The organism is Tatumella sp. JGM91, assembly GCF_018257575.1.
GTDB classification, from domain to species: Bacteria; Pseudomonadota; Gammaproteobacteria; order Enterobacterales; family Enterobacteriaceae; genus Tatumella; species Tatumella punctata.
On sequence record NZ_JAERJP010000012.1, the window covers coordinates 17,547 to 42,032 of the forward strand.

At 49.3% G+C, this 24,486-nt stretch carries 21 protein-coding genes; 1 reads left to right on the forward strand and 20 read right to left on the reverse strand.

Annotated features, from left to right (window positions below; genetic code table 11):
- Positions 1 to 2: 2 nt before the first annotated feature.
- From cadB to rpsB, 20 genes are all read right to left on the reverse strand, one after another.
- Positions 3 to 1,322 carry a cadaverine/lysine antiporter gene (gene cadB, locus JK198_RS09820; RefSeq protein WP_212710473.1) on the reverse strand — a complete coding sequence of 440 codons (1,320 nt, stop codon included), beginning with the start codon at positions 1,320 to 1,322 and terminating at the stop codon, positions 3 to 5.
- Positions 1,323 to 1,584: 262 nt separating this feature from the next.
- The gene (gene cadC, locus JK198_RS09825) at positions 1,585 to 3,078 is read right to left on the reverse strand and encodes a lysine decarboxylation/transport transcriptional activator CadC (RefSeq protein ID WP_212710474.1); all 1,494 of its coding nucleotides are present in this window, start codon (positions 3,076 to 3,078) and stop codon (positions 1,585 to 1,587) included.
- A gap of 72 nt (positions 3,079 to 3,150) precedes the next feature.
- A complete protein-coding gene (locus JK198_RS09830; protein WP_212708319.1) occupies positions 3,151 to 3,540 on the reverse strand; it encodes a VOC family protein in 390 nt (129 codons plus the stop codon).
- Between the two features lie 134 nt (positions 3,541 to 3,674).
- Complete coding sequence (gene accA, locus JK198_RS09835; protein WP_212708320.1) at positions 3,675 to 4,634, reverse strand: acetyl-CoA carboxylase carboxyl transferase subunit alpha; 960 nt, start codon at positions 4,632 to 4,634, stop codon at positions 3,675 to 3,677.
- A 12-nt stretch (positions 4,635 to 4,646) separates the two neighbouring features.
- Entirely contained in the window at positions 4,647 to 8,129 is a 3,483-nt protein-coding gene (dnaE, locus tag JK198_RS09840; protein ID WP_212708321.1) for a DNA polymerase III subunit alpha, read from the reverse strand.
- A gap of 37 nt (positions 8,130 to 8,166) precedes the next feature.
- Entirely contained in the window at positions 8,167 to 8,766 is a 600-nt protein-coding gene (gene rnhB / locus JK198_RS09845) for a ribonuclease HII (protein WP_212710475.1), read from the reverse strand.
- Positions 8,763 to 9,908: a lipid-A-disaccharide synthase gene (gene lpxB, locus JK198_RS09850; protein ID WP_212708323.1), complete on the reverse strand. Its 1,146-nt coding sequence runs from the start codon at positions 9,906 to 9,908 to the stop codon at positions 8,763 to 8,765. Before lpxB ends, rnhB begins: the two co-directional genes overlap by 4 nt.
- A gap of 3 nt (positions 9,909 to 9,911) precedes the next feature.
- Positions 9,912 to 10,700, reverse strand: coding sequence for an acyl-ACP--UDP-N-acetylglucosamine O-acyltransferase (gene lpxA / locus JK198_RS09855; RefSeq protein WP_212708324.1), 789 nt, complete (start codon positions 10,698 to 10,700; stop codon positions 9,912 to 9,914).
- Between the two features lie 2 nt (positions 10,701 to 10,702).
- Entirely contained in the window at positions 10,703 to 11,158 is a 456-nt protein-coding gene (gene fabZ / locus JK198_RS09860) for a 3-hydroxyacyl-ACP dehydratase FabZ (protein ID WP_212708325.1), read from the reverse strand.
- Positions 11,159 to 11,324: 166 nt separating this feature from the next.
- Positions 11,325 to 12,350 (reverse strand): UDP-3-O-(3-hydroxymyristoyl)glucosamine N-acyltransferase, encoded by a 1,026-nt coding sequence (gene lpxD, locus JK198_RS09865; protein ID WP_212710476.1) that lies wholly within the window; start codon positions 12,348 to 12,350, stop codon positions 11,325 to 11,327.
- A gap of 4 nt (positions 12,351 to 12,354) precedes the next feature.
- Positions 12,355 to 12,855 (reverse strand): molecular chaperone Skp, encoded by a 501-nt coding sequence (gene skp, locus JK198_RS09870; protein WP_212708327.1) that lies wholly within the window; start codon positions 12,853 to 12,855, stop codon positions 12,355 to 12,357.
- A gap of 109 nt (positions 12,856 to 12,964) precedes the next feature.
- Positions 12,965 to 15,379 carry an outer membrane protein assembly factor BamA gene (gene bamA / locus JK198_RS09875; protein ID WP_212710477.1) on the reverse strand — a complete coding sequence of 805 codons (2,415 nt, stop codon included), beginning with the start codon at positions 15,377 to 15,379 and terminating at the stop codon, positions 12,965 to 12,967.
- Positions 15,380 to 15,428: 49 nt separating this feature from the next.
- On the reverse strand, positions 15,429 to 16,781 hold the full coding sequence (gene rseP / locus JK198_RS09880; RefSeq protein ID WP_212708329.1) for a sigma E protease regulator RseP: 1,353 nt from the start codon (positions 16,779 to 16,781) through the stop codon (positions 15,429 to 15,431).
- A gap of 12 nt (positions 16,782 to 16,793) precedes the next feature.
- Positions 16,794 to 17,651 carry a phosphatidate cytidylyltransferase gene (gene cdsA / locus JK198_RS09885; RefSeq protein ID WP_212708330.1) on the reverse strand — a complete coding sequence of 286 codons (858 nt, stop codon included), beginning with the start codon at positions 17,649 to 17,651 and terminating at the stop codon, positions 16,794 to 16,796.
- A gap of 18 nt (positions 17,652 to 17,669) precedes the next feature.
- Positions 17,670 to 18,422, reverse strand: coding sequence for a (2E,6E)-farnesyl-diphosphate-specific ditrans,polycis-undecaprenyl-diphosphate synthase (gene ispU, locus JK198_RS09890; RefSeq protein WP_212710478.1), 753 nt, complete (start codon positions 18,420 to 18,422; stop codon positions 17,670 to 17,672).
- 173 nt (positions 18,423 to 18,595) lie between these two features.
- Positions 18,596 to 19,789: a 1-deoxy-D-xylulose-5-phosphate reductoisomerase gene (ispC, locus tag JK198_RS09895; protein ID WP_212708332.1), complete on the reverse strand. Its 1,194-nt coding sequence runs from the start codon at positions 19,787 to 19,789 to the stop codon at positions 18,596 to 18,598.
- A gap of 131 nt (positions 19,790 to 19,920) precedes the next feature.
- A complete protein-coding gene (frr, locus tag JK198_RS09900) occupies positions 19,921 to 20,478 on the reverse strand; it encodes a ribosome recycling factor (RefSeq protein ID WP_212708333.1) in 558 nt (185 codons plus the stop codon).
- A gap of 150 nt (positions 20,479 to 20,628) precedes the next feature.
- Entirely contained in the window at positions 20,629 to 21,354 is a 726-nt protein-coding gene (gene pyrH / locus JK198_RS09905; RefSeq protein ID WP_212708334.1) for a UMP kinase, read from the reverse strand.
- Between the two features lie 160 nt (positions 21,355 to 21,514).
- Positions 21,515 to 22,366 carry a translation elongation factor Ts gene (gene tsf / locus JK198_RS09910; RefSeq protein WP_212708335.1) on the reverse strand — a complete coding sequence of 284 codons (852 nt, stop codon included), beginning with the start codon at positions 22,364 to 22,366 and terminating at the stop codon, positions 21,515 to 21,517.
- 195 nt (positions 22,367 to 22,561) lie between these two features.
- The gene (rpsB, locus tag JK198_RS09915; RefSeq protein ID WP_212708336.1) at positions 22,562 to 23,287 is read right to left on the reverse strand and encodes a 30S ribosomal protein S2; all 726 of its coding nucleotides are present in this window, start codon (positions 23,285 to 23,287) and stop codon (positions 22,562 to 22,564) included.
- A 392-nt stretch (positions 23,288 to 23,679) separates the two neighbouring features.
- On the opposite strand from rpsB, the gene map reads away from it, so the two are divergent.
- Positions 23,680 to 24,474 (forward strand): type I methionyl aminopeptidase, encoded by a 795-nt coding sequence (gene map, locus JK198_RS09920; protein WP_212708337.1) that lies wholly within the window; start codon positions 23,680 to 23,682, stop codon positions 24,472 to 24,474.
- Positions 24,475 to 24,486: the final 12 nt, after the last annotated feature.

Below are 24,486 nucleotides of genomic sequence, written 5' to 3' on the forward strand. Positions count from 1 at the left end.
TGTTATTTATTTAATGGCGTTACCGTCGGGTCGGCGGGATGTATTTTTTTCGCGTAGAACATCAGGATTATCAGGCTGACAATAAATGTCCCGGAGATTTCAAATGAGCTGGCACCTGAAATAGCAATAAAGCAGAAAATACATCCCAGTACAGCGCAGATAAGACTGATAATATTTTTAATATTAATCCCTTCAAACCTGATTAAATCGATACAGGAATAGAAATAGGGCAACATTGTCAGTAAAACAGCGATTCCTGTAAGCTCACCAAATAAATCTGAGGCCTTCCCTCCCTGAGAATTCATCAGGGTGATTAATATCATTAATGCCGTCATTTTACAGGAAGCCAGCAATAACCCTTTTTTAGGTACCCCGTCAGCATTCATTTCTCCGTAGATCTTCGGAAAATTACCATCATTTGCTGCCCTGACGCCGGCCTGTCCCACCAGCATCATCCAGGATCCCAGTGATGTCAGGCAGGCAAATGCTGTAAAGGCTGATACCAGCGGTGCGGCCCAGCGACCAACAATCGCTGAAGTACTTACGGCAAAAGGTGCTCCTGAGGCTGCCATCTGCGCGGCCGGGAACATACCGGAGATCACCTGAGTCGCGGCAATATAGATAAAACCGGCAATGGCCGTACCCAGCATGGTGGCTAAAGGGACCGTCCGTTTCGGATTACTGACCATTCCGCTACTGACAGCCGCAGATTCAACCCCGACAAAAGCCCACAGACAGAGCAAAATACTGTTAATTACAGCATGAGAGTCACTGACAGATGAAGTATTCCAGTTGGCATGATAAGTTGCTATCGAGAACCAGTGCCAGCCGGCAACAGCGGTGATAATCACCGGAATCAGCACCAGAATTAATCCGAGGGTGGTCAGACGGCTGACCCAGGTTCCGCCCAGCATATTAATAAACGTGAAAATCCATACTGCAACAATACAGGCAATACCGGCCGGGATCGGCTGAGACAAGATGGGAAAAAAAGTTGACAGGTAGGATATCGCCGTAATACCGATGGCAAGGTTACCAATCCAGTTTGCATGGTAATACAGCACTCCGGTCTGAAAACCAAATGCCGGAGAGAGTTCACCTGCATAAGCAATCGGCCCTCCTTGCTGCGGATTTTTCGTCGCCAGCCGGGCATAGACATAAGCCAGAGACATGGCGCCAATCAGTGATATTACCCAGCCCCAGAGGGATATTCCGCCGATGGCCGCCAGATTGGCAGGGAGTAATGCAATACCACTGCCCATCATATTTCCGGCCACCACGCCGGTACAGGCAATAAGACCTATTTTACGGGTTTGAGACATAATAGTTTCTCCTGGTTTTTATTACAGAAATCAGCCGCTGAATACTGCCGGTTCCTGTCGTATGCCAGAGAGACTATGCAAACCCTAAGATAAATACATACGGTTACTATTTATTAATTATGAATTATAAAAAACTGACTTCTGAGTTATTCCGGAGAACGCCGGTACTCAATAAATAGCTCAGGATTTTATCAACACCATGAGATATAACGTTTTTTCTGAGAGTTACTCTGCCCCTCCCACGGATCTTATAATTCCCCTGTTATCTGAGGTCAGAAAACTTTTCCAGATACGGAACCACTTTCCCCAGCGGGGTCTGGAAAACACCATTTTCAATCCAGTAAAGGGTTTGTTTTGTTGGCTGAAGATTAAAAGAGGTTATATAACTGTCAGCCGCCAGCTGATTATCGCCTTTCAGTTCATAAACTTTTCCCTGCAAAATAAAATTCAGCCATGAATATTCATTTATGATGCCATTATGAATCATGGTATCCGCCTTCTGTACATCACCCTCACCTAACGCATTTATCGTCATTATCTGATAATAAATACCACGGGTTTCCTTATCATTGATATTTTCCAGACTGTTCACTTCCTGAATAAAGGCCAGCTGCCGGGATCCGCTAAAAGGCTGTTCAGAATTATGTAAGGTATCTGCCAGTATTTTTTCAACTACAGCAACCTTAAAATCGGGCTGCTGCCGGATAACATCACTCAGTAATGCACTGGCCTGATTCAGTGAATCTATATCGCCTTTCATCAGTAACTGCCGGGCACGATAATATTGTTGCATCACACTGCTGTTACCCGGAGTATACTGGCGTAACAATGTCGCCAGTGGTACAGGCCATTGCTGTTTCAGTACCAGCGATAGATTACGGATAAGATCATTCTGGATCGCCAGCGCATTATCTCTGGTGATAAAATAACGCTGCTCCAGCATCACGGTTCGCGAGGCATGATCCGTCAGTTGTACCGACATAAAACATTGTTGTGCCCGGTAATGACGCTGATTTATAAACGCAATCGACAGCGTTTTCCCCGGATAACCGGCCAGAGTATTTTCTCCGCTACTTTTGTCTCTGATACGCCATCCTGAGTAAGTATTAAACAGCCTGCTAATGACATCACTCAGCCCTGAAACGTATACATACTGGGACTGCCACTGATTACAGGAATTGCCCGGCATCAGCCGGATATCAATATCACGGGGATTAATCATTTCCGGTGGCATATTGGCCGGGCGGGAAAAAGTACGGGCAGAGTTGTACGCCAGCACGATCAGGGCAATGCATACGGCCAGCGTAAGCAGGAAGCACAGCAAAGTCCCCCGTGACCTAAAGGCCGCAGACGGCAGCAGTACCCTGTGGTGGCGGAGACTGGCCTGTCTCTGAGGATTTTCATGGCATAATGAACTTGCGTCAGGCTGACATACTTCACCACTGACAGCGGCAACCAGTTTGTATCCTCGTTTCGGGACCGTAATAATATACTCCGGGCTGCCGGCCTGATTATCTTTCAAAGACTTACGTAACTCAGAAATGGACTGGGTGACAACATGTGGTGTGACAAAGGTGCGTGTCCATATCTGTGCTATCAGTTCATCACGACTGAGCACGACCTCCGGATGACGGGAAAAAAAGACTAACAGATCAATCAGTCTTGGTTCCAGATTCACCACCCGTCCGGGGCGGGAAATCTGATTCAAGGCAGGAGAAACTAACCATTCACCGATACGAATTTCGGCGTGTTCCATAGAAAACTCATCTGACCGCACAAGGTAAGCGAGATTCTAACCAAAATTATTCCCTCTTCTTTGCGCAGGCCCTTATCTCTGGCAGATCTCCAGCGGTAAACCATCAGGATCGCAAAAAAAGGTAAAAGGCTTACCGGTCAGAGAATCAATACGTACTGGCTCACACTCCACCCCGCGCTGCCGTAATACGGCAACCGACTCACCGATATCATCAACACTGAATGCCAAATGGCGTAAGCCCGTCGCCTCAGGAAAGCTCAGTCGCGGTGGTGCATCAGGAAAGGAAAAGAGTTCAATAAGATAACTACCGTTCAGCGCCAGATCACCTTTCCAGGAGTCCCTGGCTTCACGGTAGGTTTCCTGCAACAAGGTAAAACCGAGAGTATCACAATAAAAGGCACGGCTTTGCTGATAGTCAGACGCAATAATGGCAATATGATTAATACTTTTTAGTCCGGGCATACACGGGGCTCCTGTGAGTTCTGACCCTCAGCATACGCTAAAATCCTCTGCCAGCAGAGAGTGATTAGCCGATAACATGCTGTATTACGCCCATAAAAAAGGCCGCATTACGCGGCCTCAGAACATCAGAATAATCAGGCGTAGCCGTAATTCATCAGACGCTGATAACGGCGATCCAGTAACTCATCTTTACTCAGTACATCAAGTTCAGCTAAATCAGCCAGTAATTGCTTTCTCAGAGATTCGGCAATCACTTCCGGATGACGATGGGCGCCACCTAATGGTTCCGGAATCACCGTATCAATCAGATCCAGTTCCTGCAGGCGGTTGGCAGTAATCCCCATCGCCTCAGCCGCCAGTGGTGCTTTATCTGCACTTTTCCACAATATAGACGCACAGCCTTCCGGGGAGATGACAGAATAGGTACTGTATTGCAGCATATTCACTTTATCACCCACACCGATAGCCAATGCACCACCGGAACCGCCTTCACCAATCACAGTACAAATGACCGGCACTTTCAGGCCGGACATTTCACGTAAATTACGTGCAATGGCTTCAGACTGACCGCGCTCTTCCGCACCAACCCCAGGGTAAGCCCCCGGAGTATCAATAAAGGTAATCACCGGCATGTTAAAACGTTCAGCCATTTCCATCAGGCGCAGTGCTTTACGGTACCCTTCAGGCGCTGGCATACCAAAGTTACGACGAATCTTTTCTTTGGTTTCACGACCTTTCTGATGACCAATAATCATCACCGGACGGCCTTCTAACCGCGCAATACCACCAACGATAGCTTTATCATCGGCATAAGCACGGTCGCCTGCCAGTTCATCAAAATCATCGAATGCGTGACGAATATAATCCAGGGTATAAGGACGCATAGGATGACGCGCAAGCTGCGCTACCTGCCATGCTCCAAGATCTGAGAATATTTTACGTGTCAGTTCTACGCTTTTTTCACGCAGACGCTGCACTTCCTCATCCAGATTAATATCGTGTTTTTCATCCTGACGACCAATTGACGTCAGCGAATCAATTTTCGCTTCAAGTTCTGCAATTGGTTGTTCAAAATCCAGGTAATTAAGACTCATAATGTTCCTGTTTTAGTCAAACTCCAGTTCCACCTGCTCCGATCCTATCAAAGAACGTAAATCGTTAAGCAGACGATCACTGGGCGAGATTCGCCACGATGCACCAAAGCGTAACCTTGCCCGAGCATCCTCTCTCTGATAGTAGAGATGTACCGGAATGGTCCCCGAACGATACGGCTCCAGGGACTGACGGAGACGGTTTAAAAGCTGGTCATCAATTTGCCTGTCCGTCAGCGAGATAGCAAGACCACGGGCATATTTTTCCCGGGCTTCGTCAATATCCATCACTTCTCTGGCGGTCATTTTCAGTCCGCCACTGAAGTCATCAAAGCTGACTTGTCCGCTAACGATCAGAATACGATCTTTTTCCAGCAGATGCTGGTATTTATCAAGCGCATCAGTGAAAAGCATTATCTCCAGACGACCTGAACGATCATCCAGAGTACAGATGCCAATACGATTTCCTCGTTTGGTCACCATAACACGCGCTGCCAAGACTAAACCGGCAGCAACTGTTATCTTACCACGTTCTGTCGGGTGCATATCTTTCAGACGCGCTCCGCCGACATACCGCTCAATTTCTTTCAGGTACTGGGTGATAGGGTGCCCGGTCAGATACAACCCGAGGGTCTCCCTTTCACCGTCCAGCTGAACCTGTTCCGGCCACGGCATAACACTGGCATACGACTGTTCAACCTGCTCCGGCTTTTCGGCCAGTACGCCAAACATATCTGCCTGACCGATTGCTTCCGCTTTTGCATGCTGATCTGCAGCTTTCAGCGCCGCATTCAGAGAGCTCATTAATGCTGCACGATGAGGCCCTAACCTGTCAAAGGCTCCGGACATTATCAGTTTTTCCATCACCCGGCGATTAATTTTTTTAATATCTGTTCTGGCGCACAGATCAAACAGCTCTTTAAAGTATCCGCCTTGATGACGAGCGTCGAGAATCGCTTCAATCGGGCCTTCACCCACGCCCTTGATCGCACCTATACCGTAGACAATTTCACCGTCATCATTGACATGAAAGGGGTAGAGTCCGGAGTTAATATCCGGTGGCAGTACCTTCAGACCCATACGCCAGCATTCATCAACCAGACCGACCACTTTTTCAGTGTTATCCATATCCGCAGTCATAACTGCGGCCATAAATTCTGCCGGATAGTGGGCTTTTAACCACAGTGTCTGGTAGGAGACTAAGGCATAAGCTGCTGAGTGTGATTTGTTAAATCCATAGCCGGCAAATTTTTCCACCAGGTCAAAAATTTTCATCGACAGTTCGCCGTCGATACCCATCGACTCGGCACCGTCACGGAAGACTGAGCGCTGCTTAGCCATTTCTTCCGGTTTCTTTTTACCCATGGCACGGCGCAACATATCTGCCCCGCCCAGGGTATAGCCTGCCAAAACCTGGGCTATCTGCATTACCTGTTCCTGATACAGGATAATGCCATAGGTCGGTTCCAGCACCGGTTGCAGTGATTCATGCTGCCACTGAATATCCGGATAAGAGAGCTCTTCACGGCCATGCTTACGGTCAATAAAGTTATCAACCATCCCCGACTGTAAGGGACCGGGGCGGAACAGTGCCACCAGCGCGATCATATCTTCGAAACAGTCAGGTTTCAGACGTTTAATCAGGTCTTTCATCCCCCGGGATTCAAGCTGGAAAACCGCAGTAGTTTCCGAACGCTGCAGCATATCGAAGCTTTTTTTATCATCCAGCGGGATGGCGGCAATATCAATCGGCTCCAGACCCTGCTTTTCACGACGCGGGTTGATCATCTTCAGCGCCCAGTCGATGATGGTCAGCGTACGCAGCCCCAGGAAGTCAAATTTGACCAGCCCTGCATATTCCACATCGTTTTTATCAAACTGGGTGACCGGATGCTCACCATGTTCATCACAATACAGGGGGGCAAAGTCTGTAATTCTGGTTGGTGCAATCACCACACCGCCGGCGTGCTTACCGGCATTACGGGTTACTCCTTCCAGTTTACGCGCCATATCGATCAGCGCCCTGACCTCTTCGTCAGCATCGTAGATTTCAGGCAGCTGTGGCTCTGCCTCAAAGGCTTTCGCCAGGGTCATACCGGGGTCAGGCGGCACCAGCTTGGAAATCCGGTCGACAAAACCATACGGGTGGCCCAGTACCCTGCCGACATCACGGATAACCGCTTTCGCGGCCATGGTACCGAACGTAATAATCTGTGAAACCGCATCACGCCCGTACATTTCGGCCACATGATCGATCACCTGGTCGCGTTTCTCCATACAGAAATCGACGTCGAAGTCTGGCATAGAGACACGTTCGGGGTTAAGAAAGCGTTCGAACAGCAGGTCGAATTCCAGCGGGTCCAGATCGGTAATTTTCAGGGCATAAGCCACCAGAGAACCGGCACCGGATCCCCTGCCCGGCCCGACAGGTACGCCATTGTCTTTCGACCACTGGATAAATTCCATGACGATCAGAAAGTAGCCGGGGAAGCCCATCTGGTTAATCACACCCAGTTCAATATCCAGACGCTCATCATAGGCTGGTCGTTTTTCAGCACGGACCGCAGGATCAGGAAACAGAAACTCAAGACGTTCTTCCAGCCCTTTCCGGGAACTGGCCACCAGGAAGTCCTCGGTACTCATCTCCCCGGTCGGAAATTGTGGCAGAAAATATTCGCCCAGCCGGACAGTCACATTACAGCGGCGGGCTATTTCGACACTGTTCTCCAGCGCCTCAGGAATATCTGCAAACAATTCGCACATTTCTTCTTCAGTGCGCAGATATTGCTGAGGGCTGTACAACCGCGGACGTTTAGGATCGTCGAGGGTATAGCCATCATGTATCGCGACACGGATTTCATGAGCATCAAAATCGGTGCTCTGCAGAAAACAGACGTCATTAGTAGCTACCACCGGCAGGTGATGTCTGATTGCCAGTTCAACGGCCTGATGCAGGTATTCTTCCTCATCAGGACGCCCGGTACGATGCAATTCCAGATAGAAACGATCAGCAAAATGTTGCTGATAAAAAGACAGACACTGTTCTGTCAGGTTGTCATTACCGCGTAATAAACTCCGGCCGATATCCCCTTTCCGGCCGCCGGATAGCAGGATAAGTCCTTCACTCAGTTCTGCCAGCCAGTCACGATCAATCACCGGGCCCTGAGGGCCATAGCCCCGTTGGTAAGCTTTCGATATCAGTAATGTCAGGTTCTGGTAACCGGTATTATTTGCCGCCAGTACCGTCAGTGCACTTAATTCATCCCCCGTCAGCTCACTGGCTACCAGGAAGTCGGCACCGATAATCGGTTTAATCCCGGCCCCGTGGGCTGCACCATAGAATTTCACCAGCCCGCACAGATTAGTAAAATCGGTGATCGCAATGGCCGGCATATTCAGGGAGGCGGCGGCTTTTACCAGAGCACCCGTTTTTGCCAGTCCATCGATCATGGAATAGTCGCTGTGTACATGCAGGTGTATAAAACGGGGTTCAGCCATCAGAGTATCCGGTATGCGGTTCAGGGTAGATAAAGCGTTATTTGCCGGCGGCAGCCAGTACATTTCGTACCGGAGCAAAGCTGCGTCGATGCTGCGGTGTTGCGCCGAGTAAGCTCAGTTTTTCCAGGTGATAAGGGGTCGGATACCCTTTATGTCTGGCAAAGCCATACCCCGGATAGGCCGCATCCAGTGCCGCCATTTCAAGATCCCGCGTCACCTTAGCAATAATAGAGGCTGCGCTGATTTCCGCTACCAGGCTATCACCTTTCACCACCGCCTGTGACTTCATAGGCAATGCCGGACAGCGATTACCATCAATCAGAACAAAATCCGGTACCACTGTCAGCCCGGCAACAGCCCGCTGCATTGCCAGCATAGTGGCATGCAGGATATTCAGCTGATCAATTTCTTCCGGCTCTGCACGACCGAGGCTCCAGCACAATGCTTTCTGTTTGATTTCGTCAAATAACGCCAGCCGGCGTTTTTCTGTCAATTTTTTTGAATCAGCCAGACCGTCGATCGGGTTTTCCGGGTCGAGGATCACTGCCGCGGTCACCACCGCACCGACTAACGGGCCTCGCCCGACTTCATCGACGCCGGCAATACAGGTTGCCTGCGGATAAATAAAACGACTCATGAGATTAACTCCAGCACAGCCTGTGCTGCCTGTTGATCCGCATTCCAGCGGATTTGTTGATGCAACTCGCTAAATACCTGCAACAGAGCAGTTCTTTCTGGCCCCTGATGCAGTAAAGGTTCGAGAGCCGTCGCTAAGAGCTCCGGCCGGCACGCTTCCTGGAGAAGTTCTTTGACCACTTCCCGTCCGGCGAGTAAGTTCGGTAACGAGACCCATTCGGTTTTTACCAGCTTTTTAGCCAGCCAGAAAGTGAAGGGTTTCATACGATAACCGACAACCATCGGACATTTTGCCAGCATGCATTCCAGAGCGGCGGTACCTGACGCCAGAATAGCAGCATCACTGGCAATCATCACATCGCGGGCCTGGCCATCCGTCAGATGCAGAACCAGTTCCGGTGCAACCCTGGCTTTTATTTCTTCAAACTGTTCGCGGCGTTTTGCATTCACCATTGGCACCACAATTTCCAGTGCCGGATAGCGCTGACGCAGCAGTTGTGCCGCCTTCAGAAAGTCGGCGCTCAGCATTTCGACTTCAGCACTGCGGCTGCCTGGTAGTAATGCAAGGCATAATGCATCAGGTTCTATCGATAATCTGGCGCGGGCAGCAGATTTGTCCGGCTGCAGGGGCAGACTGTCGGCCATGGTGTGACCAATAAACCGGCAGGGGACATCATATTTATCATAGAACGCTTTTTCAAACGGCAGAAACGCCAGTACCAGGTCAGTATTGCGGCCTATTCTGAAAACCCGCTTCTGTCGCCATGCCCAGACCGAAGGGCTGACATAATGAATGGTGCGGATGCCGGCTCGTTTCAGCCTGCCTTCCAGAGGAATATTAAAATCTGGCGCATCAATACCGACAAAGACATCCGGTTTCAGGGCCGTCAGGCGTTTAGTCAGGTCACGACGGATATGTAATAACCGGGGAAGTCGTTCAAGCACTTCCACAATGCCCATAACGGCCAGCTCTTCCATGTCGTACCATGCTTCACAGCCTTCCGCCTGCATCAGCGGGCCGGCAACACCAACGAAACGAATATCAGGATGTTTTGCTTTTAAGGCCCGGATCAGGCCTGCACCAAGAATATCGCCGGAGGTTTCTCCGGCGATCAGTGCTACTGTCAGAGGACGCATCGCCATTCGTTACCGAATGATGCCGCGGGTTGAACGGTCAAAAAAGTCATAGAATGGCTGAACTTCACTGTGCTGTTTAGCCAGCGCTTCTATTTCCGGTTTTACTTCGTCCAGAGTTTTCCCGCTGCGGTACAGGAGTTTATAAGCATTACGAATAGCGTGTAATGCCTCTTTACTGAAGCCCCGGCGTTTCAGACCTTCAATATTAATACCATACGGTGTGGCGTGGTTACCTTGCGCAATAACATACGGCGGAACATCCTGCGCCACTCCGGAACAACCGCCAACCATGACATGAGCACCGATAGTGCACCACTGATGCACGGCAGTCATACCACCGATAATCGCATAATCATCTACCGTCACATGGCCGGCAAGTGTCGCATTATTGGCAAAAATACAGTGATTACCCACCTGGCAGTCATGAGCAATATGGGTATTGATCATTAACAGATTATCACTGCCAACGACGGTGACTCCACCGCCCTGCGTTGTTCCGCGATGAATCGAGACACTTTCGCGAATACGGTTACGATCACCGATCTCTACACGGGTTTCTTCTCTGGCGTATTTGAGATCCTGGTTTACTTCACCAATCGAAGCAAACTGATAGATTTCGTTCTCTTTACCAATTCGTGTATGGCCATTGATAACGACATGAGACTTTACTACCGTCCCTTCGCCGATCTCAACATGTGGTCCGATAACACAAAACGGGCCAATCTGAACGCCAGGTCCGATAATGGCACCGTCTTCGATAACAGAGCTGGGATGAATGCTGGCGGTTTTATCAATCACGTTTATGCCTCCCGGCTACGTGCACACATCATTGTTGCTTCACAGACAACTTTGCCATCAACAGTAGCAACGCCACTGAAACGCGTCAGACCGCGACGGGTTTTCTCAAAAGTGACTTCCATCACCATTTGATCTCCCGGCACTACCGGACGCTTGAAACGTGCGTTATCAATACCGGCAAAGTAGTAAAGCTCGCCTGGTTCCAGTTTACCTACGCTTTTAAATGCCAGAATACCGGTTGCCTGAGCCATTGCTTCCAGAATTAACACACCAGGCAGAATAGGTTTGCCCGGGAAATGCCCCTGGAAAAATGGCTCATTGACAGTTACGTTTTTAACGGCACGCAGGTACTTATGGGGTTCGAACTCCACAACACGGTCAACCAGCAAAAACGGGTAGCGGTGAGGCAGCAGTTCCAGAATCTCTTCAATTTTCAGAGTATGTATTTCAGTAGTCAAAATACTCTTCCTGTCCTAAAAATCTGTTAGCAATAGTAACACGACCCGCATGCCCGGATGATGCACCGCAGGTCGCAAATATAAAAATATCGAATCAGCCCGCTTAACCGCGCAGATTTACTGAGAAATCCCGGTCATATCCGCGGAGCGGGCCTGTAAATTATGGTTAGTTCTCTTTACCGACTTTACGCTCAATAGCTTTGAGTCGTTTACTCATCTCATCGATATTCATCACCAGCGCAGCTGTTTTACGCCAGGCTTTATTCGCCTGAAGAGGTATACCGGAAGAATAAACCCCCGGTTCGGTGATAGGCCGCATCACCATACCCATACCAGTTACCGTCACTTTATCGCAGATTTCAATATGACCGTTGATCACACTGGCACCGCCAATCATACAGTAACGACCGATTTTCAGACTTCCGGCCATAATAACACCACCGGCTACGGCAGTATTGTCACCAATTATAACATTGTGTGCAATCTGACACTGGTTATCTATGATAACACCATTACCAATCCGGGTGTTATCCAAAGCACCACGGTCAATCGTTGTACAGGCTCCGATTTCGACACGGTCCCCGATAATCACCGACCCGAGTTGCGGTATTTTGACCCAGTTACCGCGATCATTTGCGTAACCAAAGCCATCAGCACCGATAACTGTCCCTGACTGGATCAGGCACTGTTCACCAATTTCAATCTCATGGTAAACAGAGACATTCGCCCACAAGCGTGTACCGGCACCAATACGGGTATTTTTACCGATAAAGCATCCGGCACCGATAACCACATTATCGCCCAGTTCAACCCCGGACTCGATAACCGCATTCGCCCCGATAGCCACGTTAGCACCCAGCGTTGCTTGCGGGGAGATCACCGCACCCGGCGCAATATTTTCTGCCGGTGCAGGGGTACTGTCGAGGATTTGTGCCATTCTGGCGTAAGTCAGATAAGGATCTTTCACGACCAATGCTGCGCTATGGCACCATGCCAGATCTGCTTCCGTCAGCACCACAGCATCTGCTTTGCAGTGCGCAAGTTGCTCGCGGTAGCGACTGTTTGCCAGGAACGTGATTTTCCCGCCTGTTGCGGATTGCATAGAAGCAATGCCGGAGATGGCGATATCGCCATCTCCGTGCAATTCTGCATCTAACTGCTGAGCTAAATCAGCCAGTCGAATAGATGACATCAAATTATTTAACCTGTTTCAGTACGTCAGCAGTGATATCTTTCGCGCTGGTTGCATAAGCAACAGCATTGGAATCAATAACAACATCATAGCCTTCGCTGTCCGCAACTTTCTTCACTGCGTCCTGGATACGGCTCAGCAGTTTGTTACGTTCTTCGGTCTGACGACGACGGTTATCATCTTCAAACGCCTGTGCTTTTTCTGAGAAGCTTTCACGTTTCGCCATGATATCTTTTTCTGTGCGAGTACGATCACTTGCTTTCATCGTTGAAGCATTACGCTGGAAGTTCTGCATCTGAGCCTGAAGTGCACGCTCCTGAGTCTGGAGATCAGTTGCACGACCCTTGAACTCGTTCTCCAGCTGACGGGCAACCGCAGCACGCTGTGGTAACTGCTGGAAAATACTGGACACGTTGACTACTGCAATTTTGTCAGCGGCCTGTGCTGCTACCGAAGAAGCAGCCAGAGCGAGACCAAGACCTGCGGCACATAACAACTTTTTCACTATAAACTCCTTACCATCACCGTTTGTGTCAGAGACACTATTTTTGCAAAACAAAACAGCATGAATGCTGTTTTGTTGCAATGCTCTTCAGGAAGTCGCAGCCCGGTAATTACCAGGTGTTACCGATATTAAACTGGAACTGCTCCGCTTTATCGCCATCATATTTCTTGATGGGCTGCGCGTAAGAGAACACCAGCGGACCTAACGGCGACATCCATTGTAATGCAATACCACTGGATACCCGAACATTACCGGGTTTACTGTAATCCGGAATACCTAACGCTTCGGTTTCTGCAGTGTTCTGCCAGTTAGTATCCCATACCGTACCGGCATCAACAAATACCGACGTACGCAGTGAGCTACTGTATTTTTCACTGACAAACGGCGTCGGGGTGATCAACTCAAGGCTGGTCACTGCCATAGCATTACCACCGACCGCATCATCCGACTTACAGATGCTGCCACTGTTAGTACCACAGTTCGAATCCGTTCCGTACTTATAATAGACCGCTTTCGGCCCTACCGTATTCGACTGGAAACCACGTACCGTGCTGGAACCACCGGCGTAGAAGTTTTCATAGAACGGCATCTCTTTACCGCCCAGACCGTCACCGTATCCCAGACGGCTGCGGCTTAATAATACCCAGGTCCGGTCCTGATTCAGCGGTACATACTGCTGAGAATCCAGAGAGACTTTATAGTAACTGTTGTCTGAGCCCGGGATAGTGACCTTACCGTTCAGATTAGTACGGTTACCGGAGGTCGGGAAGAAACCACGGTCCAGCGTATTGTAGGTCCAGCCATAGTTAAAGGTGAAATCATCACTGGAATAAGAGCTGTCGTCATTATCCGTAGACAAATTTTTATCCAGAGACTTAAAGTAACGCCACATGGCGATCTGTGGTTGCATATTCGACAGATCATTATGCACATAGCCTAAGCCAACCCGTAACGAGTTATTCTCGTTCACCGGGAAGCCCAGTGTCCCGTCCAGACCATAACTGCGGTTGGTATAGTCAGACAGATCAGCATCATCGGCTTTAAAGTCATTATAGAACAGACGTCCGCCGAGGCTTACACCATCCACAGTGAAATACGGGTCTGTCATCGACAGTTCGGCGTAGGTCTGGTAATCATTTTTGGTACCACTGATACCTACCGTATTACCGGTACCCATCCAGTTTTCCTGGGTAACCCCGACCTGGAAGCTGACACCACTTTCAGTACCGTAACCGACACCAATATTAAAGGTGCCGGTATTACGCTCTTTCACTTTGTAGATGACATCAACCTGATCCGGAGACCCGGGAACCCGCTGGGTATCGACGTCAACAGTTTCGAAGTAACCGGTACGGTTCAGACGCTCTTTGCCCTGCTCGACCAGGTTGCTGCCCAGCCATGCACCTTCCATCTGACGCATTTCACGGCGTAATACAGAATCTTTGGAGGTATCGTTACCTTCAAAGATAACCTTACGCACATAATAACGGTTACCCGCATTGACACTGATGTGTAATTTTACGGTTTTGTCTTTGTCATTAATTTCCGGCTGAGTCATGACCTGCGGATAGGCATATCCGTAGTTACCCAATAACTTCTTGATGCTGTCTTCAATCCGGGTAACTTTCGTTCCGTTATACAACTCTCCTGGCGGAATCTTTGCCAGTTGTTCTATTTCGGCAGAATGCCCTGCCATATCGCCATTAACTTCAACACCGGCAATCTTATACTGAGCACCTTCGGTAATATTAACGGTGATATAGATTCCTTTTTTGTCCGGCGTCAGACTGACCTGAGTCGAATCAATATTGAATCTTGCATAACCACGCTCCAGATAGAAACTGCGCAGGTTTTCCAAATCGCCCGCCAGTTTCTGCTTCTGATACTTACGGTCAGCCACCAGGTTCCACCACGGAACATCGTCACGCAGCTGGAAACGGGAAATCAATTCATCAGAACTGAACGCTTTGTTACCGACAATATTAATCTGCTGAATTTTAGCAGAAACACCTTCGGTAAAGACCAGTTTCAGATCGACACGGTTACGTGGCAACGGAGTGACGATTGCTTTTACATTGGCTGAGTATTTACCCACGCTGTAATAGAAATCTTCCAGTCCTTTTTCGATCGAAGAAATGGTCGTACGGTCCAGAGCTTCACCGACCCGCACACCCGAAGCTTCGAGATTCTGCTTCAGTTGATCATCTTTTACCGCTTTGTTTCCGGAAAAGGTGATACTGGCAATCGTCGGACGTTCTTTGACCTGAACGATCAGGTTATTACCGTCACGCAGAACCTGAACATCTTCGAAATTACCGGTTGCGAAAAGTGAACGAATAGTGTTTCTGATGTCATCATCATTAACTGAATCACCAACACGAACAGGCATGCTGAGCAATGCCGCCCCGACGGCGACTCGCTGCAACCCTTCGAAATGAATATCTTTCACTACGAAATCGTCTGCACCGTACACGGTGGCGCTGCTGAACAGCAGCGACGCTATGAGCAACTTTTTCATCGCCATCGTTATTATGCGTGTTCCTAACACATCCCCGTTTGCAGAATTCCGATCTCTACAAACGTGAGAAATCATTGAAAAGTGCAAGCCCCATTAACAACACCAGCGCAACAGAGCCAATGCGATAACTAAAGTCCTGAACTCGCTCAGACACCGGCCCGCCTTTGATCTTTTCGACCAGCAGGAAAAGCAGATGCCCACCATCTAACACCGGTAACGGGACAAGGTTAAAAATCCCCAGATTGACACTAATCAACGCCAGAAACATCAAGTAGTATATCATTCCGTATTCAGCTGAAGCCCCTGCTCCCTGGGCGATAGATATCGGCCCGCTCAGGTTATTCAGCTTAACATCACCGGTCACTAATTTTTCCAGCATCGACGCTGTCAGCTTCACAAGTTGCCAGGTTTTTACCCCGGCCTCACCTATTGCCTCGACAGGCCCATACTGCCGCAATATTTTGTACTGTTCAGGTAACGGCTGAACCCGCGGGATAACTCCCGCGAACCCCTGGTTACCCCTGCCTGCAGACTTCACTGCAGGTGTCATCGTTAAGTCACGGATTTCACCATTACGTTCAGCCTGTAGCTGCAACGGGACTCCCGGATTATCTCTGACCTCAGTAGCAAAAGATTGCCAGTTTTCTATTACTTTACCTTCGACTTTAACGATCCTGTCTCCGGCTTGCAAACCCGCGATTGCCGCAGGTGAATTTTTTTGCACCTGATCGAGGGTCGTTTCAATCACCGGCCCCTTCGGAATAATGCCCAGCGAAGTCACAGGATCCTGTTTTTCGGGATCAAATGCCCACTGCCGGAGGTCCAGGTGTTTTGTCACCACTCCAGACTGGCCGAAAGGCGCTAAGGTGATAACGGCCTGGCTGTCACCAATTTTGCCGATCAGCGCCATTCTTACAGCATCCCAGTCAGGCGTTTCGATACCATCTATCGCTTTAAGTTCCATTCCCGGCTGAATTTGGGCTTGCTGAGCAATAGAGTTGCTGGTTATTTCGCCGGTAACCGGTCTTATTCCCGGAACACCATGCATAAAAACCAGCCAGTAGGCAAATACAGCGAAGATAAAGTTAGCCAGCGGGCCGGCCGCAATAATAGCGGCGCGCTGCCCGACCGTTTTACGGGTATAAGCCTGATGCAGACGCTCTTCAGGGACTTCGCCGGCACGTTCATCCAGCATTTTGACATAACCGCCCAGCGGGATGGCGGCTATCACATATTCGGTGCCTTGTTTGTCTGTTCTGCGCCAGAGAGCGGGCCCGAAACCGATAGAGAAGCGTTCGACCCAGACGCCACAGCGCCGGGCAACCCAGAAATGGCCGAATTCATGGACAGTAATCAGGATACCTAAGCCAACAATAAAGGCACCAATATTCCACAGTATGCTTCCCATCACGACACACCTTTAAGCTATATGGAATACCAAAAGTAACAGACAGGCAAACACCGGCACCGCAGCCGTCAGGCTATCAATACGATCCAATATCCCGCCATGGCCGGGGATCAGATTACCGCTGTCTTTAATCCCTGCTTCACGCTTAAACATACTTTCGGTGAGATCACCTAATACTGAGGCAAGGGTCGCAATGATTGCGCAGATGATCAGTGTTCCGCTGTCGACCGATAACGGCGCCAGCTGTGAAAAAGCCCAGGCAATCACCGCCGAGGTAAACAGGCCACCAAGAAAGCCTTCCAGGGTTTTTCCGGGGGAAACTTTAGGCGCAAGTTTATGTTTGCCAAACAGTTTACCAAACATATAGGCACCGGAGTCCGCCCCCCAGACCAGCAACATTACAAACAGTAACCACCATGCACCGGCAAAATGATCACTTTCATAGTGGTACTGGCGTAAGGCTATCATTCCCCAGAAGAAAGGAATCAGTGTCAGGCCACCAAAGGCCAGCCGTAAAAAGCGGGAATGTCGCCACAGAGTGGCAGACTTCGGATAAGACAATACCAGCACCAGTGCTACACACCACCAGCTAAGGGAAGTGAATAATGATAATGATACCGGCGGCTGATGAATATCATGCTGGTAAGGAGGTAATGGCAACATCATTAGTGCCAGTAACAATCCAAACAATACAGCCAGCCAGATGCGTTGCTGAGTACGCATCAGTCCGGCAAACTGCCCCCATTCCCATGCTGCAAGCATACAAATTATCAGGACAATAATATTAAATCCGATCGGCGGTAACCAAAATAATGCAATGATTACCAACGGAATCAGGATCATCGCGGTAATCAAACGAGACTTTAACAAAGGTTACCCCCGGTCCATTTATGCGCCATCCGGTGCAGCACCGCCAAAACGACGTTCCCGTAAAGAGAAAGCATCCAGTGCACCCTGAAAAACATGTTCATCGAAATCGGGCCAGAGAACATCGCTGAAATAAAACTCTGCATAGGCAACCTGCCATAACAGAAAATTACTGATTCGATGCTCTCCCCCTGTCCTTATCACTAAATCAACCGGTGACAGCGTGCACAGGCACAGCTGTTCTTCCAGCATTTGTTCCGAGATATCATCAGGCTGCAGGCTGCCAGCCTGTACCTGATGTGCAAGTCTGCGCACCCCGTCAATGATATCCCAGCGTCCGCCATAGTTCGCGGCAATATTCAGTGTCAGCCCGCTGTTCTCCGCCGTCAGCGATTCGGCCTGACGGATACGTTGCTGAATTCGCGGACTGAAGCGCGTAACATCGCCAATAACTTTCAGACGAACATTATGCTTATGTAAACTTTTGACTTCACTGTCCAGCGCCCAGATGAAAAGCTCCATCAATGCAGAGACTTCCTGCTCAGGACGATTCCAGTTTTCACTGCTAAACGCATACAGTGTCAGCGCTTCCATTTCCTGCGAAACCGCAAATCTGACAGCACGTCTGACCGCTTTTGCGCCGGCACGGTGCCCCGATATACGTAACTTTCCCTGGTTTTTCGCCCAGCGTCCATTACCATCCATAATGATAGCAACATGCCTCGGCAGAGCCCTGTATGTGTCAGGGAGGTGTTCTTGGTATAGGGACGACATAATGCGTATTAAATTCCTTTCATCAGAGAGCCAGATATCTCTGAATACTTTCTGCTCGCAAACGCTTTTCCACCGTTAATCCCGGAAAAAAGCCCCCCGCGTATATCTGAAATACCAGCACGGGACTATACCATTTCCGCCTGATTCGGACAAATGGACGCTAATCAAACCTGTTATGTCAGTTTAGCCAGTACTTCTGCGGTACGAAGACGTGTCTGCTGGTCAATATCCATTACCGCCTCCACACTCTCTGGTTCCTGTAATACTGCGCTGTCCAGCATCTGCTGGTTAATTGCCGCAATATCGGTAAACCGGATACGGTGGTTAAGAAAGGCATCAACAACCATTTCATTTGCTGCATTCAGTACGGTAGTCGCTGCCTGGCCGGCAGCACAGGCATCTATTGCCAGCTTCAGACAAGGATAACGATGATAATCAGGTTCAGTAAACGTTAATGCTCCCACCCGGGTGAAGTCCAGAGGCTTCACCCCTGCCGGGATCCTCTCCGGCCACGCCATCGAATGGGCAATCGGGGTACACATATCAGGTGATCCTAACTGGGCTATCACACTGCCATCACAGTAACGCACCATCGAATGGATCACCGACTGCGGGTGGATTACCACTTCCATCTGTGCATCCGTGGCATTGAATAGCCAGCGAGCTTCTATGTATTCAAGACCTTTATTCATCATAGTGGCAGAGTCTACAGAGATCTTTTTACCCATCGTCCAGTTGGGATGGGCACAAGCCTGCGCAGGCGTCATCAGGGGCAGTTCCGTCAGCGGAATCTCACGGAAAGGTCCGCCTGAACCGGTCAGAATAACCGAGTCAACGCCACTATCACCGAGCTGAGCATACCCTAACTGCTGCTGTATCGCCGCAGGTAAACTCTGAAAAATGGCATTATGTTCGCTATCTACCGGCATCAGACAGGCGCCGGAATGATGTACCGCGTCCATAAACAATCGCCCACAGGTCACCAGCGCTTCTTTGTTGGCCAGCAGTACCCTTTTCCCTGCGCGGATTGCAGCCAGGGTAGGCAACAATCCGGAAGCACCCACAATAGCAGCCATGACCTGGTCGACTTCCGGTAATGCCGCTAATTCACACATCGCCTGAACGCCGGAGAGCACTTCAGTATTCACCTTCAATGCTTTCAGTCGCTCACGCAAATCATTCGCCGCAGCCTCATCAGCCATCGCCGCATACGCAGGACGGAATTCACAGCACTGGTCAGTCATCAGCTGTGTATTTTTACCTGCCACTAACGCAGTTATCTGATATTTATCAGGATTTTCACGAACTACCGCAAGAGTGCTGGTACCAATCGATCCGGTAGAACCCAGCAATGTCAGACGCTTCATCAATATTTCCACTCATCATCAATCGGCAGATGACCCGCCTGCAGGCCGTGGTTATCTGCAATGTAAAACGCCGCGGCAGACAGCCATCAATATGACTTTCTGCGCGGCGTTTTCGGTCTGGCAACGCGGGATTAAAACTCCATTAACTCCGCTTCTTTCTCTGCCAGGTTTGCATCAACTTTTTTGATCGCGAGATCAGTCATTTTCTGGATATCATCCTGAGCACGACGCTCGTCATCTTCACTGATTTCTTTATCTTTCAGCAAAGCTTTAACTTTATCATTGCTGTCACGACGTACGTTACGCACAGAAACACGTCCCTGCTCTGCTTCACCACGGACAATTTTGATCAGGTCTTTACGGCGTTCTTCGGTCAGCGCTGGTAGCGGGACACGAATGTCTGAACCGGCAGAGCTCGGGTTCAGGCCCAGATCAGAAGACATGATCGCTTTTTCAATTGCCGGGCTTAACGAACGATCAAACACATTGATCTTCAGTGTACGGGAGTCTTCTACAGTCACACTCGCCAGCTGACGCAGGGGCGTTGGCGCACCGTAGTACTCGACAACAATGCCATCCAGCAGAGAAGGAGAGGCACGCCCGGTACGCACTTTAGAAATGCTATTTTTAAACGCTTCTACGCATTTTTCCATGCGTACTTCAGCATCTTTTTTAATATCGTTAATCACATTAAAACCCTTGGATTCGTTTGACCTGATGTTTCTGCCTCAGGTGTAAGCAGAACGGGGTCTGTCATCATCAGTTATTCTGCACAGCACCGATGATAAATAACCAGTGTTGTCCGGAATATACCTTATTTTAATTTATGCCGACAGGGGTTACTGCCCAATCAGGGTGCCTTCTTTTTCGCCCATAACCACCCTGCGTAATGCACCGGGCTTATTCATATTGAATACCCGGATAGGCAGATTATGGTCACGTGCTAAGGTAAATGCCGCCAGGTCCATCACCTTCAGTTCACGCTCAAGAACATCCTGATAGCTTAATTTATCATGCAGTTCAGCATCCGGGGTCGTCATAGGATCCGCGGAATAAACACCGTCGACTTTAGTGGCTTTCAGTACCACGTCGGCTTCAATTTCAATACCGCGCAGACAGGCAGCAGAATCCGTCGTAAAGAACGGATTTCCGGTTCCTGCAGCAAAAATCACTACCCGGTTATTTCTCAGCTGGCTGATAGCTTCTGCCCAGCTGTAGTTATCACACACACCATTCAACGGAATTGCCGACATCAGGCGGGCATTAACATAAGCACGGTGTAACGCATCACGCATTGCCAGGCCATTCATGACGGTCGCCAGCATCCCCATATGATCACCGACTACGCGGTTCATTCCCGCTTTTGCCAGTCCGGCGCCGCGGAACAGGTTGCCCCCGCCAATCACCACTCCGACCTGTATGCCTAATTCAACCAGCTCTTTAATTTCCTGAGCCATACGGTCAAGAATGCTGGCATCAATACCAAAACCTTCGGCGCCCTGCAGGGCCTCACCGCTCAGCTTCAGAAGGATACGTTGATATACCGGTTTTGCGTTGGTCGCCATGATCATTAATTCCTGGAACATGAGTGAATAAAGAAGAGTAAATCTGGTCTGTCATCCGCTCGTTTTTATCAAAAGACTGCAGGGATGAAACTGAAAACAGTCTGTGGCGATAACACCACAGACAAAAAAGAACCGCCCTTCTGGCGGTTCTTTCAGAGCATTAAGACTGCTTGGACATCGCTGCAACTTCAGCAGCAAAATCAGACTCAACTTTCTCGATACCTTCACCCACTTCGAAACGGATAAAGTTAACAACGTCAGCACCTTTTTCTTTCAGCAGCTGACCAACAGTTTTAGACGGATCCATAACAAAATGCTGACCGGTCAGTGAAACTTCACCGGTGAATTTGTTCATACGGCCGGAAACCATTTTTTCTGCGATTTCGCGTGGCTTACCAGACTGCATCGCGATATCCAGCTGGATCTGATGCTCACGGGCAACAACATCCGCAGGAACATCTTCAGGTTTCACGTACTCAGGCTTGCTGGCAGCAATGTGCATTGCAACGTGCTTAACCAGTTCTTCGTCAGCACCGGTCGCAGCAACCAGAACACCGATACGTGCACCGTGCAGGTAAGAACCGACAACATCACCTTCCAGACGTGCGATACGACGGATGTTGATGTTTTCACCGATTTTAGCTACCAGCGCAGTACGCTGTTCTTCGAATTTCGCTTTCAGAGCTTCGATATCAGTGATTTTGTCTGCAACCGCAGCAGCCAGAACTTCTTTACCAAATGCCAGGAAGCCTGCATCTTTAGCAACGAAGTCAGTTTCACAGTTCAGCTCGATGATTACACCAGCGTTACCTTCAACGCTAGTCAGGATCACACCTTCAGCAGCAACGCGACCAGATTTCTTCGCAGCTTTTGCCTGGCCAGACTTACGCATGTTGTCGATAGCCAGTTCGATATCGCCGTTAGCTTCAACCAGCGCTTTTTTACATTCCATCATGCCAGCGCCAGTACGCTCGCGCAGTTCTTTTACCAGAGCAGCGGTAATGTCAGCCATTCTTCAAGTCCTCGGTTAACTGTGGTCTGTTTGTACTACCCATGAATAATAACAAACAGCATCATTTCGCAGGAGATTTACTTCGTCCAGCGGAACAGATTCACGCTCAACGAATTTTAAATAATGAAAGGGGCCTGAAGCGGCCCCTTGCAGATCACATCTGACGTTAAGGGCTCTTATGCAGAGCGAACCTTATTAGACGTTTTCTAAAGTTGTTTCTTCAGCTTGCTCAACCAGGTCCTGAGAACGACCTTCACGAACAGCAGTAGCAACAGCAGTCAGGTACAGGTTTACAGCACGGATCGCATCATCGTTACCAGGGATAACGTAATCGACGCCATCCGGATCAGAGTTAGTATCAACGATAGCAAATACCGGGATACCCAGGTTGTTTGCTTCTTTGATTGCGATGTGCTCGTGGTCAGCATCGATAACGAACAGAGCATCCGGCAGGCCGCCCATGTCTTTGATACCGCCAAGGCTGTTTTCCAGCTTAGCCAGTTCACGACCACGCATCAGCGCTTCTTTCTTGGTCAGTTTCTCGAAAGTACCGTCCTGAGACTGTGCTTCCAGATCTTTCAGACGCTTGATTGACTGACGAACGGTTTTCCAGTTAGTCAGCATACCACCTAACCAGCGGTGGTTAACGAAGTACTGATCGCAGTTACGCGCAGACTCTTTAACCGCTTCGCTTGCAGCACGCTTAGTACCAACAAACAGAATTTTACCTTTACGGGCAGAAATTTTGGTCAACTCAGCCAGAGCGTCGTTGAACATTGGTACAGTCTGCTCAAGGTTAATGATGTGAACTTTGTTACGAGCGCCGAAGATGAAAGGTTTCATTTTCGGGTTCCAGTAACGGGTCTGGTGACCAAAGTGTACACCGGCCTTAAGCATATCGCGCATGGAAACAGTAGCCATGATTACCTCTAAAAATAGATATTGGGGTTGAGCCTCCATGTATCCCATACCACCGACCTGTGAAGGCACCCCGGAGTATGTGTCGATACATGTGTGTTTTGGTCAGTCTGCATCACCGGGATATAACGCCCTGAGATACCCTGCCTTTTCACATAATGAGAATTAAACGTTCCGGGCGGGCAGAAGCCTGACCACAGATTCGTCGGCGCGTTTTATACCACAAACCGCCGGTTGACGGCAATCATTGTTGCCGTTTCTGGTCAAATTATCTTCAGACTGAAAGACCTGAGACAGTGATTAACATTGGCAGCGGTTTTGCTGGCTGTTAACATACAGGGTAATAAACTCCCTCTTTTGCCGGCCGCGGGCTGGCTGCAATCGGACTATATTCCATGGCTATTTCAATTAAGACCCCTGAAGAAATCGAAAAAATGCGTGTTGCCGGCCGTCTGGCTGCTGAAGTTCTGGAAATGATTGCTGATCATGTTAAGCCGGGCATCTCGACCGGAGAGCTGGATCGTATTTGCGACGATTATATTACTCAGCACCAGAAAGCCATCTCAGCCTGCCTCGGCTATCATGGTTTTCCGAAATCAGTCTGTATCTCGATTAATGAAGTGGTATGTCACGGTATCCCCAGTGATGAGCGGCTGCTGAAAGACGGCGATATTGTCAATATCGACGTGACCGTCATCAAAGACGAGTATCATGGCGACACCTCAAAAATGTTTATTGTCGGAAATCCGACGATTCTCGGTGAGCGTCTGTGCCGCGTGACTCAGGAAAGCCTCTATCTGGCCCTCAAAATGGTAAAACCCGGCATCCGCTTACGTACCCTCGGCCGTGAAATTCAGAAATTTGTCGAAGCTCAGGATTTTTCTGTAGTACGTGAATACTGCGGTCATGGTATTGGTAAAGGGTTCCATGAAGAACCGCAGGTACTGCACTATGATGCTGATGATGGCGGTGTGGTCCTGCAACAGGGGATGACCTTCACCATCGAACCGATGGTGAATGCCGGTGATTTCCGCATCAGAAGTATGAAAGACGGCTGGACAGTGAAAACCAAAGATCGCAGCTTGTCTGCACAATATGAACATACTATTGTGGTTACTGAAAATGGCTGTGAGATTTTAACCCTCCGTAAGGAAGAAACGCTTCCTGCCATCCTGGTGAACGAAGGTTAAACCTGACAATGA

Bases quoted from the DNA above. Each gene is read 5' to 3' on its own strand.
- cadB (WP_212710473.1), bottom strand. From the start codon at position 1,322: ATGTCTCAAACCCGTAAAATAGGTCTTATTGCCTGTACCGGCGTGGTG.
- cadC (WP_212710474.1), bottom strand. From the start codon at position 3,078: ATGGAACACGCCGAAATTCGTATCGGTGAATGGTTAGTTTCTCCTGCC.
- JK198_RS09830 (WP_212708319.1), bottom strand. From the start codon at position 3,540: ATGCCCGGACTAAAAAGTATTAATCATATTGCCATTATTGCGTCTGAC.
- accA (WP_212708320.1), bottom strand. From the start codon at position 4,634: ATGAGTCTTAATTACCTGGATTTTGAACAACCAATTGCAGAACTTGAA.
- dnaE (WP_212708321.1), bottom strand. From the start codon at position 8,129: ATGGCTGAACCCCGTTTTATACACCTGCATGTACACAGCGACTATTCC.
- rnhB (WP_212710475.1), bottom strand. From the start codon at position 8,766: ATGAGTCGTTTTATTTATCCGCAGGCAACCTGTATTGCCGGCGTCGAT.
- lpxB (WP_212708323.1), bottom strand. From the start codon at position 9,908: ATGGCGATGCGTCCTCTGACAGTAGCACTGATCGCCGGAGAAACCTCC.
- lpxD (WP_212710476.1), bottom strand. From the start codon at position 12,350: ATGTCATCTATTCGACTGGCTGATTTAGCTCAGCAGTTAGATGCAGAA.
- bamA (WP_212710477.1), bottom strand. From the start codon at position 15,379: ATGGCGATGAAAAAGTTGCTCATAGCGTCGCTGCTGTTCAGCAGCGCC.
- rseP (WP_212708329.1), bottom strand. From the start codon at position 16,781: ATGGGAAGCATACTGTGGAATATTGGTGCCTTTATTGTTGGCTTAGGT.
- ispU (WP_212710478.1), bottom strand. From the start codon at position 18,422: ATGTCGTCCCTATACCAAGAACACCTCCCTGACACATACAGGGCTCTG.
- ispC (WP_212708332.1), bottom strand. From the start codon at position 19,789: ATGAAGCGTCTGACATTGCTGGGTTCTACCGGATCGATTGGTACCAGC.
- pyrH (WP_212708334.1), bottom strand. From the start codon at position 21,354: ATGGCGACCAACGCAAAACCGGTATATCAACGTATCCTTCTGAAGCTG.
- tsf (WP_212708335.1), bottom strand. From the start codon at position 22,366: ATGGCTGACATTACCGCTGCTCTGGTAAAAGAACTGCGCGAGCGTACT.
- rpsB (WP_212708336.1), bottom strand. From the start codon at position 23,287: ATGGCTACTGTTTCCATGCGCGATATGCTTAAGGCCGGTGTACACTTT.
- map (WP_212708337.1), top strand. From the start codon at position 23,680: ATGGCTATTTCAATTAAGACCCCTGAAGAAATCGAAAAAATGCGTGTT.